At 74.0% G+C, this 15197-nt stretch carries 11 protein-coding genes and 1 tRNA gene; 10 read left to right on the top strand and 2 right to left on the bottom strand.

The features are described from left to right. Window positions 1-3: 3 nt before the first annotated feature. Together ACGF5O_RS05715 and ACGF5O_RS05710 are read left to right on the top strand one after the other, a co-directional pair. Complete coding sequence (locus ACGF5O_RS05715; protein WP_393808641.1) at window positions 4-312, top strand: acyl carrier protein; 309 nt, start codon at window positions 4-6, stop codon at window positions 310-312. 155 nt (window positions 313-467) lie between these two features. Beyond that, a complete protein-coding gene (locus tag ACGF5O_RS05710) occupies window positions 468-1115 on the top strand; it encodes a TetR/AcrR family transcriptional regulator (protein WP_393808640.1) in 648 nt (215 codons plus the stop codon). Between the two features lie 71 nt (window positions 1116-1186). On the opposite strand, the gene ACGF5O_RS05705 is transcribed toward ACGF5O_RS05710, so the two are convergent. Next, on the bottom strand, window positions 1187-1855 hold the full coding sequence (locus ACGF5O_RS05705; protein WP_393808639.1) for a TetR/AcrR family transcriptional regulator: 669 nt from the start codon (window positions 1853-1855) through the stop codon (window positions 1187-1189). 135 nt (window positions 1856-1990) lie between these two features. Between ACGF5O_RS05705 and ACGF5O_RS05700 the strand changes: the two genes are divergently transcribed. From ACGF5O_RS05700 to ACGF5O_RS05685, 4 genes are all read left to right on the top strand, one after another. After that, entirely contained in the window at window positions 1991-3118 is a 1128-nt protein-coding gene (locus ACGF5O_RS05700; protein WP_393808638.1) for a VOC family protein, read from the top strand. A 149-nt stretch (window positions 3119-3267) separates the two neighbouring features. Next, window positions 3268-4206 (top strand): fumarylacetoacetate hydrolase family protein, encoded by a 939-nt coding sequence (locus ACGF5O_RS05695; protein WP_393808637.1) that lies wholly within the window; start codon window positions 3268-3270, stop codon window positions 4204-4206. Window positions 4207-4354: 148 nt separating this feature from the next. Further along, window positions 4355-6118 carry a bifunctional 3-(3-hydroxy-phenyl)propionate/3-hydroxycinnamic acid hydroxylase gene (locus ACGF5O_RS05690; RefSeq protein WP_393808636.1) on the top strand — a complete coding sequence of 588 codons (1764 nt, stop codon included), beginning with the start codon at window positions 4355-4357 and terminating at the stop codon, window positions 6116-6118. Between the two features lie 128 nt (window positions 6119-6246). Next, window positions 6247-8154, top strand: a complete 1908-nt coding sequence (locus tag ACGF5O_RS05685) for an acetoacetate--CoA ligase (protein WP_393808973.1) — start codon at window positions 6247-6249, stop codon at window positions 8152-8154. 147 nt (window positions 8155-8301) lie between these two features. On the opposite strand, the gene ACGF5O_RS05680 is transcribed toward ACGF5O_RS05685, so the two are convergent. Further along, a tRNA-Arg gene (locus tag ACGF5O_RS05680) sits at window positions 8302-8374 on the bottom strand. A gap of 321 nt (window positions 8375-8695) precedes the next feature. On the opposite strand from ACGF5O_RS05680, the gene ACGF5O_RS05675 reads away from it, so the two are divergent. The 4 genes from ACGF5O_RS05675 to ACGF5O_RS05660 all read left to right on the top strand — a co-directional run bounded on the left by ACGF5O_RS05675 (window position 8696) and on the right by ACGF5O_RS05660 (window position 15194). Further along, entirely contained in the window at window positions 8696-10303 is a 1608-nt protein-coding gene (locus ACGF5O_RS05675) for a dynamin family protein (RefSeq protein ID WP_393808635.1), read from the top strand. A 48-nt stretch (window positions 10304-10351) separates the two neighbouring features. Further along, window positions 10352-12589 carry a YfjP family GTPase gene (locus ACGF5O_RS05670; protein ID WP_393808634.1) on the top strand — a complete coding sequence of 746 codons (2238 nt, stop codon included), beginning with the start codon at window positions 10352-10354 and terminating at the stop codon, window positions 12587-12589. Window positions 12590-12941: 352 nt separating this feature from the next. Next, window positions 12942-13430, top strand: coding sequence for a single-stranded DNA-binding protein (locus ACGF5O_RS05665; protein WP_393808633.1), 489 nt, complete (start codon window positions 12942-12944; stop codon window positions 13428-13430). Between the two features lie 366 nt (window positions 13431-13796). After that, on the top strand, window positions 13797-15194 hold the full coding sequence (locus tag ACGF5O_RS05660; protein ID WP_393808972.1) for a Cys-Gln thioester bond-forming surface protein: 1398 nt from the start codon (window positions 13797-13799) through the stop codon (window positions 15192-15194). Window positions 15195-15197 lie beyond the last annotated feature (3 nt).

Raw genomic sequence — 15197 nt, 5'->3', positions numbered from 1 at the left:
ACCGTGTCAGGCACACCGACGACCGAGTTCGACCTGGGCGCCTTGCGCGACACCTCCGGCGACGACCGCAGGCAGGTGTTCGAGACGTTCCTCTGCCGCAACCTCGCCCAGCACCTGGACATCCCCCCGGCCCACCGCATCGCCCGCAACCGCCCCCTCTACACCCAGGGCATCGACTCCCTCACCGCGCTGACCCTCCAGCGCACCCTGGAGTCGGCCCTGAACATCCCGGTACCGGCCCACCACCTCCTGCGCGAGCAGTCGGTGGGCGAACTGGCCGCGACCCTGAGCGAACTGGTCGACCGCACCTGAGCCCCGTGCAGACGCCACCGGTGGGACGACGGCACGGCCACCGGTGGCGGCGGGCACGCGTGTCCGCTGCTTCTGACAACGTTGTCCACCGTCTCCGGCCGCGCGTGCCAGAATGAGGGCGCCCGTCGTCCGTCCGGTCTTCATCGAGGTTGTCCGTGTCCCAGCCCGTCGGCCGCGTGCCGCAACGTCGCAACGCACGGTCCAACCGGGCGCGGATCCTGGCCACCGCCCGCCAGGAACTCGGCCGGAACCCCGACATCACCCTGGAGGAACTGGCCCGTGCCTCCGGTGTCGTACGGCGCACGCTCTTCGGGCACTTCCCGGGGCGGGCCGCGCTCCTGGAGGCGCTGGCCGAGGAGGCCGCCGAGACGCTCCAGACCGCCGTGGCGCGGGGAGCGGAGACCGCGGAGCCGGCCGACCGGGCCCTCGCGCGCTTCTCCCTGTCGATGTGGCCGGTGGGCGACCGCTACCGGATGCTCCTGGCCCTCGCCCACCGGGACCTGGGCGCGGAACGCGTCGCCGGGGTACTCCGGCCCGCCCGGGTCCGGGCCACGGCGATCGTGGAGCGCGGCCAGCGGGACGGCGTCTTCCACCCCCATCTCCCGCCCGCGGTGCTCGGCGCCGCCCTGGAGGGCATGACGATCGCCCTGCTGGAAGAGGTCAACACCGGGACCTTCGAGGACGACGGCACCCGCACGGCCGTCGCCTCGCTCATCGCGGCCGGCGTCCCGGAGCGGCAGGCCCGCGCCGTGGTCGACGAGGTCGCAGCCGAGGCCGTCCCGGAGGATCCCGCCGAGGCCTGAGCCGCGCGAGCGGAGACGTCCGCCCCGGCTGCCTGTTGCCACCGGCCGCTGCCGGTTGTCGTCGGCCGCTGTCAGTTGCCGCTGCCGGCCGCTGCCGGCCGCTGTCGGTCGAGGTCGGGCAGTGGGCGCCGGGACACCTCGTGGGCGTCGTCCGGCGGTACGCCCAGCATGCGCAGCGTCATCTCGGCGAGGTTCGCCGCGGCCTCGTCGCCGTCCACCTCGGGGCGGGCGAACCGCAGCTCCACCAGGGACAGCAGGGTGCCGCCGAGGGCGCACAGGGCCACGGTCGGGTCGGCGACGGCGAAGCGGCCGGAGGCCATGCCCACCTGGACGTCGCGCAGCGCCCGCCTGGTCAGGCCGTTCTCGGCGTGGATGTGGCCGAGGCCGCGGCGGCGCAGGACCTGCATCAGCTCCGGGTGCGAGTCCGCCATCCGGGCGCTGAGCCGGAAACCCGCCGCGACCAGCTCCGCCGGGTCGTCGATCCCGGTCAGCCGCTCGTCGAAGGCCTGGCCGAACTCCTCCAGGGCGTCCACCACGGCCGCCTCGAACAGCGCCGGCTTGGAGTCGAAGTGGTTGTAGAAGGAGCCGAAGCCGACATCGGCCTGTTCGGCGATCGCCTGGATGCTGGTGCCGGTGTCGCCGGTCTCGGCGAGGATTCGCCGGGCCGCGCGGACCAGCGCCTGACGGGTCTCGGCGCGGCGTCGCTCGAACCGGTTGCCGGGCGGGGCTGACGTAGACATGCGCCGAGTCTAGCCGTGGCGCCGATGGCGGTCGCAGTTCTGATGGATTCATCAGTTAACTTCCGGGAACATCTTGACGATGGAAATCTCATGATTGATGATTTCGTCATCAAGTGATGTCGCTCGGAGGGCACCATGTCTGAAACCGTCGGGACGGCCCACCAGGACCTCCACAGCGAGCGGGGTGCCCTGCGCGGCGAGCATCCGGGCCGGTCCCGGAACCCCGTGATCAAGGTGGCGGACCTGGCCTGGCTGGAGTTCGAGAAGCCGGACCTGGACCGGGCCGAGGTCTTCGCCCGCGACTTCGGGTTCGCCGTCGCCGCCCGCACCGACGGCGAGCTGTGGCTGCGCGGCACCTTCGCGGGGTCGCCGTGCACGGTGGTCCGCAAGGGGCGTACCGGCCGCTTCACGGGGCCGGTCTTCCGGGCGGCCGAGCGGTCCGACCTGGACCGGCTGGCCCGGGCCACGGGGACGGACGTGCGGGACGCGGACGTGCCCGGCGGCGGCCGGGCGGTCGACCTGCTGGACCCGTCCGGCTTCCCGGTCCGCGTCGTGCACTGCGGCGAGCGGCTGCCGGCGCTCCCCGAGCAGCGGCCCCTGCCGCTCAACTCCGGTACCGGCCACCGTCGTACGAACGCCGCCCAGCGCCCGCCCCGCGAGCCCTCCCGGATCCAGCGGCTCGGCCATGTGGTGCTGGAGACGCGGGTGTTCGGGCAGGCCCTGGACTGGTACCTGGACACCCTCGGCATGATCGTGTCCGACTTCCTGTTCCTGGACGGGCAGCGCGCGCGGGGGCCGGTCATGGCGTTCGTCCGCTGCGACCTGGGCGGCACGCCGGCCGACCACCACACCCTCGCCATGCACCTGGGGCCCGGCACGGGGTACGTCCACTCCGCCTACCAGGTGACCGACCTGGACTCGATCGCGGCCGGCGGCGAGTACCTCAAGGAGCGTGGCTACCAGCGCAGTTGGGGCATCGGCCGGCACATCCAGGGCAGTCAGCTCTTCGACTACTGGCGCGACCCGGACCGCCTCATGCTGGAGCACTTCGCCGACGGCGACCTGTTCTCCAGCGACCTCGAACCCGGCTGGGCCCCGATGTCCACCAGCGGCCTCGCCCAGTGGGGGCCGCCCGCCACCCGCGACTTCCTGGGCGCGAGCCCCTCCCCGCGGCGGGTCCGCGAGGTCGTCCAGGCGCTGCGCGGCGACAACGAGCTGGACTCCGCCCGCCTGCTCGGCCTGCTCAAGGCCGCCAAGTCCTGAGCCGCCCGCACAGCGAGCCGGCTGCACGGCGGGTCGCCTGCACGGCAGGTCGCCCGCACGGCGGTCGCCCGCACGGCGGGTCGCCCGCACGGAAAGCCTCCGCACAGAGAGCCCCCCTTCTCCGAGACCCCCGCACAGAGAGCCACCTCATGAGCACCAGCGTTCTGCGCACCGCCGACGGCTGGTGGGCCGTCCGCGGCGAACACGCCGTCCCCGTCCACACCAAGGCCGCCACCACCGCCGAACTGATCGCCGACCGCGCCGCCGTACGGGAGGCCGCCGCCTCGGGCGAGCCGGGCACGCCCGTCGCCGACCTGGCCGCGCTCTCGCCGGTCACCACCCCCTGCCGGGTGGTTGCTCAGATGGTCAACTACCGCAGCCACGCGCGCGATTCGGGGTTCACCGGCGACATCCCGCCCGCCTTCTTCCGCAAGGCGTCCGGCTCGGTGAGCGGCCCCGGCGAGGCCATCCGCCGGCCCGCGCACGTCGCCCTCCTCGACTACGAGGTCGAACTCGGCCTGGTCATGGGCGCCCCGCTGCCCGTCGGCACCGTGGTCGAGGAGCGCGACCTGCCCTCGTACGTCGCCGGACTCGTCGTCACCGACGACGTCAGCGCGCGGGACGTGCAGCTCACCAGGACGCAGTTCTACGAGAGCAAGTCGTACCCCACCTTCACGCCCACCGGCCCCTACCTCGCCCTGCTGGAGCCCGCGGACTTCGCTCATCTCCTCGACCTGCGGCTGACGCTGAGCGTCAACGGGGAGCTGCGTCAGGACCGCACCCTCGCCGACATGATCGTCCGCCCGGCACGGGCGCTGACGCTGCTCGCCCGCTTCCAGGCCCTGGACCCGGGCGACCTGCTGCTCACCGGCACCCCGGGCGGCACCGCGCTGAAGGCACCGCCGAAGGCGGTCGAGAAGCTCGGCGCGCTGCTGCCGCCCGCGGTGAAGTGGAAGGCGTTCTTCAGGAGCCAGGCGAAGAACCCGCGCTACCTGCACGCCGGGGACGTGGTCACGGCGACGATCGCGACCCCCGACGGCCGGATCGACCTCGGCGAGCAGCGCACGCCGGTCACCGACGCGGGCTAGGCGCTCCGCTGGAAGCGCCGCGAAGTGCCGTGCCGTGTGTCGGGTGCGGCGCCGTCGTGGCTGGTCGCGCCCACGCGGCGGTAGCCGCATGTCGGATACCGCCCCGCGCCCCTTGCGGGGCGCTCAAGTCCCCTCGGGAGAGCCGCACATGGTCGTTGAGTCGTTCTCGGCGGACGTACCCGTAGTGATCGTCGGTGCCGGGCCGGTGGGTGTGACCGCCGCCCTGCTGCTCGCGCGGTACGGAGTCCGCAGTGTCGTCCTGGAACGCCACCGGGACGTCTACCCGCTGCCGCGCGCCCTCGTCGTCGACGACGAGGTACGCCGGATCCTCCAGGCCGTGGGCGTCGGCGAGGAGTTCGACGGGATCGCCCGCCCGGCCGACGGGCTGCGCCTGCTCGACGCCCGGCACCGGGTGATGGCCGAGTTCCGCCGCACCGGGCACGGACCGCACGGGTATCCGCAGACCAGCATGTTCGAGCAGCCCCGGCTGGAGCGGCTGCTCCGCGCCGAACTGGCCCGCCGCCCGGAGTGCGAGCTGCGCACCGGCGCGGAGGTCACCGGGGTCACCGGGGTCACCGCCGTCGGCCCGGACGGCACCGGCACCGGGCCCGTGCGGGTGACCTACCGCGACGACGCCGGCGAGCACGAGCTGCGTGCCGAGGCGGTGCTCGGCTGCGACGGCGCCAACAGCCTGACCCGGCAGGCGATCGGGGGCGTCTGGGAGGACCTGCGGTTCGAGGAGAGCTGGACCGTCGTCGACGTCCGCACCCCGGCCGCCGTCCGCTCCTGGGGCGGGGTCGACCAGGTCTGCGACCCGGACCGGCCGGCCACCTTCATGCGCGTCGGCGAGGACCGCTACCGCTGGGAGTTCCGGCTCCGCGACGGGGAGCGACCCCCGCTGCGCGAGCTGGTCGCGCCCTGGCTGCCGCCGTCGTACGACGGGGAGTTCGAGGTGGTCCGCGAGGCGGAGTACACCTTCCGGGCGCGGGTCGCCGACCGGTGGCGCGGCGGCCGGGTCCTCCTCCTCGGCGACGCCGCCCACCTCACCCCGCCGTTCATCGGGCAGGGTCTGTGCGCGGGGCTGCGGGACGCCCACAACCTCTGCTGGAAACTCGCCCGGGTGCTCCGGCAGGGCGGCGACGAGCGGCTGCTGGACACCTACGAGAGCGAGCGCCAGCCGCACGCCCGGCACGTGATCCGGCTCGCGGTGGCCCTCGGCTGGGCCATGACCGGCGGCCAGGACGGTGCCGCCCCGCTGCGCCGCAGGCTGCTGGCCGCCGCCTGCCGCGTCCCCGGCCTGACCGCCGCCGCCGGCCGCGACCTCAGCCCCGCCCTGACCGCCGGGCCGCTCGTCCGGCGCGGCACCCGCCGGAGCCTCGCCGGCACCCAGTGCCCGCAGCCCTGGGTACGTGACGACGGCCGCCGTGGCCATCGTGACCACCCTGACCGCCGTGACCACCCTGACCGCCGGGTCCGCCTCGACGAGGTGCTCGGCGACGGCTTCACCGTCCTGACCGCCGCCGCTCCCGCGCCCTCGGTGACCGCGCTCGCCCACGGACTCGGCGCCCGCGTGGTCCCGGTGACCGGCCTCCACGACGACGGCACGCTCGCCGCCTGGCTGCGTGCCGGCCGGGCCGACGCCGTCCTGCTGCGGCCGGACCGGGTCGTCCTGGACGTCGTCCCGGCCGGTGGCCGCGGCTTCACCGACCCCGCCGCCTGGGCACCCCTGCTGCACACCACGCGCAGCCCCCACCCGGCCGGAAGCCTCCTCGCGACCCCCGCCGGGAGCCTCCTCGCGACCCCCGCCGGGAGCCCCCTCGCGACCCCCGCCGACAGCCCCATCGAGACCTCCGCCGAGACCCCCATCGAGACCCTCATCGAGAACCGCCTGCCGAGGAGCACCACGCCATGACCCGCCCGGCCTCCCGCAACACCCCGGCCTCCCGTAACACCCCGGCCTCGCACACCACCCCGGTCACCCACACCGCCCCCACCCCTTTCGCCGTCCCTGACCCGCAGGCCGTGGCGGACAGCCGCATCATGGACTTCGCCCGCCGCAACGGGCGGGACGGCACCGACTACGCCGCCCTGCACCGCTGGTCGGTCACCGACCTGGAGGGCTTCTGGGCCGCGGTGTGGGAGTACTTCGGCGTCGACGCGGCCACCCCGTACCGGCGGGTGCTCGACGAGGAACGGATGCCGGGCGCCCGCTGGTTCACCGGGGCCACCCTCAACTACGCCCAGCACGCGCTGCGCGACCTCCCGGCCGACCGCCCCGCGGTCCTCGCCCTCGACGAGACCGGCTCCGGGTACGAGGTGACCGGGGACCGGCTGCGCGCCCAGGTCGCCTCCGTCGCCGCGACCCTGCGCGACCTCGGGGTCGGCCCGGGCGACCGGGTCGTCGGCTACCTCCCCAACACCCCGCACGCGATCGTCGCGTTCCTCGCCGCCGCGAGCATCGGCGCCGTGTGGTCGGTATGCGGGCAGGACTACGCGCCGCGGGCCGCCGCCGCCCGGTTCGGCCAGCTCGACCCCGTCGTGCTGGTCGCCGCCGACGGCTACCTCTTCAACGGCGCGACCCACGACCGGCGCGACGCCGTCCTCGAACTCGCCGCCGCGCTGCCGACGTTGAAGGGCACCTTGCTGGTCGACCACGTGGGCCTGCCGTGGCCCGCCCGGCCGTACCCCTCGCTGGTGGTCCCCTGGGAGGACGCGGCCACCCGCACCGAGGAACCCGCCTTCGTGCCCGTCCCGTTCGACCACCCGCTGTGGGTCGTCTTCTCCTCGGGTACGACGGGGCTGCCCAAGGGCATCGTGCACGGCCACGGCGGTGTCCTGCTCGAACACCTCAAGACCCTCGGCCTCCACTCGGACCTCGGCCCCGGCGACCGCCTCCTCTGGTACACCACCACCCACTGGATGATGTGGAACCTGGTCGTCTCGACCCTGCTCACCGGCGCCACGGCCTGCACCTACGACGGCAGCCCCGCGCCCTTCGCGAGGCCCGACGTGCTGTGGGAGCTGGCCGCCCGGCACCGGGTGACCGTGTTCGGCACCAGCCCGCAGTACCTGCTGGGCATGGCCAAGTTCGGCATCGACCCGTCCGGGCACGACCTCTCGGCGGTCCGCGTGGTCGGCTGCACCGGCTCCGCCCTGCCCGCCTCCGCCTACCCCTGGGTCCGCGAGCACGTCGGCGAGCACGTCCTGCTGGCTTCCATCAGCGGCGGCACCGACGTGGTCTCCGGCTTCGCCGGCAGTGCGCCCAACACCCCGGTCTGGGCGGGGGAGTTGTCGGCACCGCACCTGGGGGTGGCGCTGGCCGCGTACGACGCCGAGGGCCTCCCGGTGACCGGCAGGGTCGGCGAACTCGTCGTCGCCCGGCCCATGCCGTCGATGCCGCTGTACTTCTGGAACGACCCGGACGGCACCCGCTACCGCGACGCCTACTTCTCGGTGTACGAGGGCGTGTGGCGGCACGGCGACTGGATCACGGTCACCGGACACGGCTCGGTGATCGTCCACGGCCGCTCCGACTCCACCCTGAACCGCAACGGGGTGCGCCTCGGCAGCGCCGACATCCACGACGTCGTCGAACGCCTCCCGGAGATCGCCGAGGCCCTGGTCATCGGCGTGGAGGAGCCGGAAGGCGGCTACTGGATGCCGCTGTTCGTGGTCCTCGCGGCCGGAGCGGTCCTGGACGACGCCCTCCGCGACCGGATCCGCGACGCCGTCCGCACCGGCGCCTCGCCCCGCCACGTCCCCGACGAGATCCTCGAAGTCCCGGGCATCCCGCACACCCGCACCGGCAAGAAACTGGAGGTCCCGGTCAAACGCCTGCTCCAGGGCGCCCCGGTGACCGAGGCCGCCGACCCGTCAGCAGTCGACGCGCCGGACCTCCTCGACCACTACGCCCGGCTGGGCATCGCACGCCGGCAGCGGCCCGTCTGACCGTCGGCCGTGGGCGGCGCTTTCCTGCTCCGAAGGGGCTCTTCCTGGCCAACTTCGGCACAGCGGGCTGCCCGGTAGGCGACCGCGCCGTCCTCGATGCTTCGGCCGACCCGTACACGCAGGTCAGGTGGGTCAGGTAGCTCAGGGCGCCCCCGGCAGGACTCGAACCTGCGGCCAAGCGCTTAGAAGGCGCCTGCTCTATCCACTGAGCTACGGGGGCCGGCTGTGTCGGCCTCGTACGCACTGCCCTGGTGGGGGCGGGTCCGTGACGTTGCCGGGGACAAGGATAGAACTCCCCGATCCGTGTCCCTGTTGCTTCGCCTCCGTGGCTCAATGTGGAGGTTCGGTGAAGCGGTCCTGATAATCGCAGGCAGGTACGAATCGTGCATCGCTTTTGGCGCCCGACGCACCGGGTGTTGTGCACTCGTTATGCCTGGACTGTGCCTCCGTCCCAGTCGCCCCTTCCGCCCGTTGTGTCCTGTCGGCACGCAGACATGTCTATATGCTTCAGAATTCCCCTAAAATTGGGCATTCTTCGCATGTGGTGACCTTGGACGTACGGCCTCAGCTGCTCGACACACTCTCCGCCCTGCGCGACCGTGTCGCTGCCGCACGCTTCCCGCTGCCCCTGGCGGGGGCTCCACGCGCGCGTGCCAACCGCGACGAACTGCTCGCACAGCTCGACGACTATCTGGTGCCCCGCCTCAAAGAGCCCGAAGCGCCACTTCTGGCCGTGGTGGGCGGATCCACGGGCGCCGGCAAGTCGACCCTCGTCAACTCACTGGTGGGCCGCCGGGTCAGCGAGGCGGGCGTGCTGCGGCCGACCACCCGCACACCGGTCCTGGTCTGTCATCCGGAGGACCATCACTGGTTCAGCGGCATGCGCGTGCTGCCCGACCTCACCCGAGAGTGGGTACCGCACCAGGAACCGAGCGACGACCCCTTCCTCCCCGGCGAGAACTCCGCACGCGTGCTGCGCGTCGAGACCGCCGACAGCATCCCGCGCGGCCTCGCCCTGCTGGATGCCCCCGACATCGACTCCCTGGTCGTCGACAACCGCGTCCTCGCCGCAGAGCTCATCTGCGCCGCCGACGTCTGGGTGATGGTGACCACGGCCGCCCGCTACGCCGACGCCGTCCCCTGGCACCTGCTGCGCACCGCCAAGGAGTACGACGCCACCCTGGTGACCGTCCTCGACCGGGTCCCGCACACGGTCGTCTCCGAGGTCTCCCGGCAGTACGGCGCCCTCCTCACCAAGGCCGGACTCGGTGACGTACCCCGGTTCACCGTGCCCGAGCTGCCCGAGTCGGCCTGGGGCGGCGGCCTGCTCCCGGCCACCGCGGTCGCCCCGCTGCGGGCCTGGCTCCTCCACCAGGCCCAGGACCCCGGCGCCCGCAGCCACACCCTGGCCAGGACCGCGCACGGCCTCCTCGACTCCCTCAAGGCCCGCATGCCCGAACTGGCCGGCGCCGCCGCCGCCCAGTACGCCGCCGCCCTGCGCCTGACCTCGGCCGTCGAGACGGCGTACGACAGCGAGCACGCGCGTGTGCGAGGACGCCTCCAGAGCGGGGCCGTCCTCGCCGGAGACGCCCTCAAGCGCTGGCGTGCCTACCCCCTCGACTGCTCCGCCGACGAACTCCTGGACGCCCTGGTGGAGAGCCTCGCCGCCCTGCTGCTCTGCTCCGTCACCGCCGCCGACGAACGCGTCGACGACGCCTGGCGCCGCGAGCCTGCCTCGGCGGCTTCCGGACTCACCGACCGCGATCCGTCCCTGGAGAGCGCCGAGCACCGCATCGGCCTCGCCGTCCGGCGCTGGCGGCGCGAGCTGGAGGAGTACGCCGAGGACGAGGTGCGCGAGCTCGACCGCAGCGTCGCCCCGGATTCCGAGGCCGTCGCCGCCCTGGTCGCCACCGCGCTGCTCGGCGGCCGGCGCACCAAGGTCGCGGGGGAGCGGCTCGCCGAGCGCATCGGCGCCCACGGCGCGCTGCGGCTGCGCGACCGCGCGGGACGGCTGCTCACCGAGCACGTCGACCGCGTCCTGCACGCCGAGCGCGAGCGCCGCCTCGCCCCGCTCGACGCCCTCGACGTGCATCCCGAACCCCAGGCCGAACTCATCGCCGCCCTGTCCGTCCTGCAGAAGGAGAGGTGACCGGTGACCGCCGTCACTGACCACGACCACACGGATCACATGGAACACATGGATCACACCAGTGACTTCACCGGTGACTACGCCAGCGACTTCGAGACCGCCGCACCGGCCGCGCGAGCGACCGCGGCGGACACCGCGCCGGACGCCGTACGGGAGCCCGCACGAGACCGGGCCCCGGACGGCGCCCAGCACCGGGACGAGACCGGGACGGACACCAGGGACACCAGGGCTCCCAGGGACACCGGAGACCCCAGGGATCCCAAGGGCCACCAGGACCCCCAGGACCCCCAGGACCCCCAGGACCCCCAGGAATCCAAGCCGTCGAAGCCAGCCATGCCGTCCAAGGCGTCCAAGGCGTCCAAGGCGTCCAAGGCGTCCGAGGCGTCCGCGGACACCGCCGGAGGCCGGGGAGCCGCCCCCGGAGCCAGGCAGGCCGCCGCGGCGGCCGAAGCCGCCGGGTCGGCCGCCGAAACCGAGAACGTCCCGCACGCACGCGTGCGGGAGCAACGGGAGCCGGCCGACGACCGCCCGCCCACCACCGCAACCGCCGACGACCGCCCGCCCGCCGCCGACGATCCGGCCGCCGACGGCGACGTCTGGGACGACGGCCTCATCGCCCGCCGGGTCACCGAGACCGCCAAAGCCGCCGTCCCCGTCGTGGAGACCCGCGGCCCGGGCGCCCCGGCCCCCGCCCCGCTCGCGTACGACGGCCCGCTGCGCTCCCGCCTCGACGCCCTGCGCGAACTCGTCGGCCTCTCCCGCACCCGTCTCGACAGCAACACCCTCGCCGAGGCCGGCCGAGTCCTGGACGAGGCGGCCACCCGGCGCCGGCTCTCCGGCCAGCACACCGTGGTCGCCCTCGCCGGCGCCACCGGAAGCGGCAAGTCCCAGCTGTTCAACGCGCTCGCCGGAGTCGCCATCTCGGAGACCGGGGTGCGCCGGCCCACCACCGCCGCGCCCATCGCGTGCAGCTGGAGCGACGGCAGCGCCGCCCTCATCGACCGGCTCGGCATCCCGGGCCGGCTGCGCCGCCGCCCCGTGCACAACCCGGAGGCGGACGCCCAGCTGCGCGGACTGGTCCTGATCGACCTGCCCGACCACGACTCGGCCGCCGTCCAGCACCGCGCGCAGGTCGACCGGATCCTGAAACTCGTCGACGCGGTGATCTGGGTCGTCGACCCCGAGAAGTACGCCGACGCCGTCCTGCACGAGCGCTATCTGCGGCCCATGGCCGGCCACGCCGAGGTCATGTTCATCGTCCTCAACCAGACCGACCGGCTGCCCGGCGAGGCCACCGACCAGGTCCTGGACGATCTGCGGCGGCTGCTCGACGACGACGGCATCGCCCTCGGCGAGTACGGCGACCCGGGCGCGACCGTGCTCGCGCTGTCCGCGCTCACCGGCGACGGCGTCGGCGAACTGCGCGAGGTGCTCGGCCAGTTCGTCTCCGAGCGGGGCGCGGCGGCCCGCCGGGTCGCGGCCGACGTGGACGCCGCCGCGACCCGGCTGCGGCCCGTCTACGCCACCGGCAGGCGCGCCGGGCTCACCGAGGAGGCGCGCGACGAGTTCGCCGGGCGGCTCGCGGACGCGGTCGGCGCCACCGCCGCGGGCGAGGCCGCCGAGCGGGCCTGGCGGCGCAACGCCAACCGGGCCTGCGGCACGCCCTGGCTGCGGCTGTGGCGCTGGTACCACAAGCGCGGCGAGCCGCAGACCGGACGTCTGCAGAAGGCCCAGCCGGAGGTGGAGGCGACCGCGCGCCAGCGCGTCGAGCAGGCGGTGCGCACGGTCTCCGAGCGGGCCTCGGCCGGGTTGCCCACGCCCTGGGCGCAGGCGGTGCGCGAGGCGGCCGTGCGCGGTTCGCAGGGCCTTCCGGAGGCGCTCGACGACCTGGCGGCGCGGGCCGGGCTGCCGCCGGGGCGGCCACCGCGGCCGGGCTGGTGGCCGGTGGCGGTGCTGGCCCAGGCCGCGATGACGCTTCTCCAGGTGGTCGGCGGGCTGTGGTTGATGGGCCAGATCACCGGGGTGACGGCGCCCAACCTGGGCGTTCCGGTGCTGCTGATGGTCTCCGGGATCATCGGCGGCCCGCTGGTCGAGTGGGGCTGCCGGATGGCGGCCCGCGGCCCGGCCCGCCGGTACGGCACGGAGGCGGAACGCCGGCTCCGCGAGGCTGCGGCCGGTTGCGGCCGGGCCCGGGTGCTGGATCCGGTGGCGGCGGAGCTGCTGCGCTACCAGGAGGTGCGGGAGCAGTACGCGAGGGTGACGCGCACGGGCGCCGGAGTGGGCTGAGACAGGGGCAGGGGCAGGGGCAGGGGCAGGGGCAGCGGGTCGGGGGCGGTCCCGGCCCCCTGCCCGAGCCGGGGTGGGGCTCCGTCCGGGGGATGGGGGTCACTCGTTGGGGTGGTGGATTTCTCCACAGGCCGGCGGTGGTCCACAGCGCTCGGCGGGCCCGGTCCGACGGCGGCAGTCTGGTCCCACGGCGATCGCGACCCTCACGGGCGCACACGGATGTACACGGACGCACGCGGATGTACGCGGATGCATCCCACGCACGCGGTCGCCGCGGTGGACACCGCCGTACGGGACGGACCCGTACGCGGTTCCGCCCGGCCGCGGCGGCCGGGCGAGGGAGGGGTTCGTGATGAACGAGACGATGGTCTGCGCGGTGGGCAACGTGGCGACGCAGCCGGTGTTCCGGGAGCTGGCGGCGGGTCCGTCGGCCCGGTTCCGGCTGGCGGTGACCTCACGCTACTGGGACCGCGAGAAGAACGCCTGGACGGACGGCCACACCAACTTCTTCACCGTGTGGGCCAACCGGCAGCTCGCCACCAACGCGGCGACCTCGCTGACGGTCGGCGACCCGGTCGTCGTACAGGGACGGCTGAAGGTGCGCACCGAGACCCGGGAGGGCCAGCAGTGGACCTCCGCCGACATCGACGCGGTCGCGATCGGCCACGACCTCGCCCGCGGCACGGCGGCCTTCCGGCGAACCGGCAGGCCGGAGACGACGGCACCGGCACCACCGCGCCCGGAACCCGACTGGGAGACACCGGCGGAGTCCCTTGACACGCCCGCCCAGCAGCAGCGGGAGCCGGAGCCGGTGGCGATGGCGGTGGCGGCGGCGCCGTGACGCGCCGTGAAGCAGGCCCCGTTCGCGACCTGCTGACGGCTCGTCGGCGAATGGGCTCAGCGGCACCCGCCCTCACAGCCGGGTGGATTTGTCGATAAGCCCTGCTCGCGCGCTGCTCGCCCGTGTCTCCGCGATAACGATTACGGATCGGATCGCTCATCGGACCATCTCACCGGGAAAGGCCGGTCCGGCTGATCCATAGGATGCCGGGCATGGCCCCTGGGGCCGCTGATTCTGCTGGTGGGACCACCCCCCGCGTCCAACGGGTCCTGCTCGAAGGGGAATTCTGTGCTCGCTGCGTTCTCTGGTCCCTCGGCGCCTCGCGCGTCCACCAGGCACTACGGCACCGCCGTGGTCGTCAGAGGCATGGCCCGCCTCGGCGCCGCGACCCTGGTGTCCGGGCTGGTGGCCGCCGTCGCGCTGACCGGCGCCGGCCGGGCCGCGGCCGACGACGGGACCGCCCAGAACCAGAGCGGGGCCACGGCGACCATGAACGGCCTGAAGACCTACGGCGAAGCCGTGGTCCACGGCGACAGCGGCGACGAGCAGGTGGCCGCCGGCCTGTTCGAGATGTCCGTGGACGGCGGCGGCACGCTCCAGACGTACTGCGTCGATCTCCACAACCCCGCCCAGCGGGACGCCAAGTACCAGGAGACGGCCTGGAGCGGCACCTCGCTCGGCGCCAACAAGAACGCCGGCGGCATCCGCTGGATCCTGCAGAACTCCTACCCGCAGGTCAACGACCTCGCCGCGCTGGCCCGCAAGGCCGGTGCCGGCAGCCTCACCGAGCAGGACGCGGCGGCCGGCACCCAGGTGGCGATCTGGCGTTTCTCGGACGGCGCGGACGTCGACGCCGTCGACCCGCAGGCCGAGAAGCTTGCCGACTACCTGGAGAAGAACGCCCGCGGCCAGAACGAGCCGAAGGCCTCGCTGACCCTCTCCCCGCCGGCCGTGTCGGGCCGGCCCGGCGGCCTGCTCGGCCCGGTGACGGTGCACACCAACGCGCGCACGGTCACCGTGGTCCCGCCGTCCGACGCGGCGCTCAGCGGCGTCCGGATCACCGACAAGGCCGGCAAGCCGGTCAGCACCGCGCAGGACGGCAGCGAGCTGTACTTCAAGGTCCCCGACGACGCGGCTGGGGGCACCGCCCACGCGTCCAGCAGTGGGGGAGCCTCGGCCGAGCTGGCCGTCCAGGCGTCGACGACGGTCCCCGTCGGCCGGGCCTTCACCTCCGGGAGCCGCAGCCAGACGCAGATCCTGGCCGGCTCCAGCGAGTCCACGGTCGCCGCGACCGCGAACGCGACCTGGGCGGCCCAGGGCGCGATACCGGCACTGTCGGCCGAGAAGAACTGCGCCCGCAGCGGCGTGGACATCACCGCGGCCAACACCGGGGACAAGCCGTTCACCTTCGAGCTGGTGAGCACCGAGTACACGATCCCCGCCGACACCTCGCGGACGGTGACCGTACCGCTCCAGGAGGACCAGGCCTACGACTTCACGATCACCGGCCCGAACGGCCTCGAACGCCGCTTCACCGGTGTCCTCGACTGCAAGACCCAGGGCAGCGACGCGGGCCTCGCCACCCAGACCCTCAGCGAGCCCAGCCCGGCCTCGGTCGGCGGCACCGCCTCCGACGTCAACCTGGCCGCGACCGGCGGCGACTCGGCGACCGGCGTGATCACGGGCGTGGCCATCGGCCTGGTGGTGATCGGCGGCGCGGTCCTGGTGATTCTCCGTCAGCGGGAGAATCAGCAGACCGACTGACTC

The sequence above is a fragment of the Streptomyces sp. NPDC048291 genome (genome assembly GCF_043201715.1).
In the GTDB taxonomy this organism is placed as follows: domain Bacteria; phylum Actinomycetota; class Actinomycetes; order Streptomycetales; family Streptomycetaceae; genus Streptomyces.
The sequence above is the reverse complement of the archived record's forward strand: the minus strand, read 5'-3'. Positions and strand labels throughout refer to the sequence as shown.

What these genes read in the sequence shown, in the direction of transcription:
- ACGF5O_RS05705 (WP_393808639.1), bottom strand. Translation starts at nt 1,855, where the DNA reads ATGTCTACGTCAGCCCCGCCCGGCAACCGGTTCGAGCGACGCCGCGCC.
- ACGF5O_RS05700 (WP_393808638.1), top strand. Translation starts at nt 1,991, where the DNA reads ATGTCTGAAACCGTCGGGACGGCCCACCAGGACCTCCACAGCGAGCGG.
- ACGF5O_RS05695 (WP_393808637.1), top strand. Translation starts at nt 3,268, where the DNA reads ATGAGCACCAGCGTTCTGCGCACCGCCGACGGCTGGTGGGCCGTCCGC.
- ACGF5O_RS05690 (WP_393808636.1), top strand. Translation starts at nt 4,355, where the DNA reads ATGGTCGTTGAGTCGTTCTCGGCGGACGTACCCGTAGTGATCGTCGGT.
- ACGF5O_RS05685 (WP_393808973.1), top strand. Translation starts at nt 6,247, where the DNA reads ATGGACTTCGCCCGCCGCAACGGGCGGGACGGCACCGACTACGCCGCC.
- ACGF5O_RS05670 (WP_393808634.1), top strand. Translation starts at nt 10,352, where the DNA reads ATGGATCACACCAGTGACTTCACCGGTGACTACGCCAGCGACTTCGAG.
- ACGF5O_RS05665 (WP_393808633.1), top strand. Translation starts at nt 12,942, where the DNA reads ATGAACGAGACGATGGTCTGCGCGGTGGGCAACGTGGCGACGCAGCCG.
- ACGF5O_RS05660 (WP_393808972.1), top strand. Translation starts at nt 13,797, where the DNA reads ATGGCCCGCCTCGGCGCCGCGACCCTGGTGTCCGGGCTGGTGGCCGCC.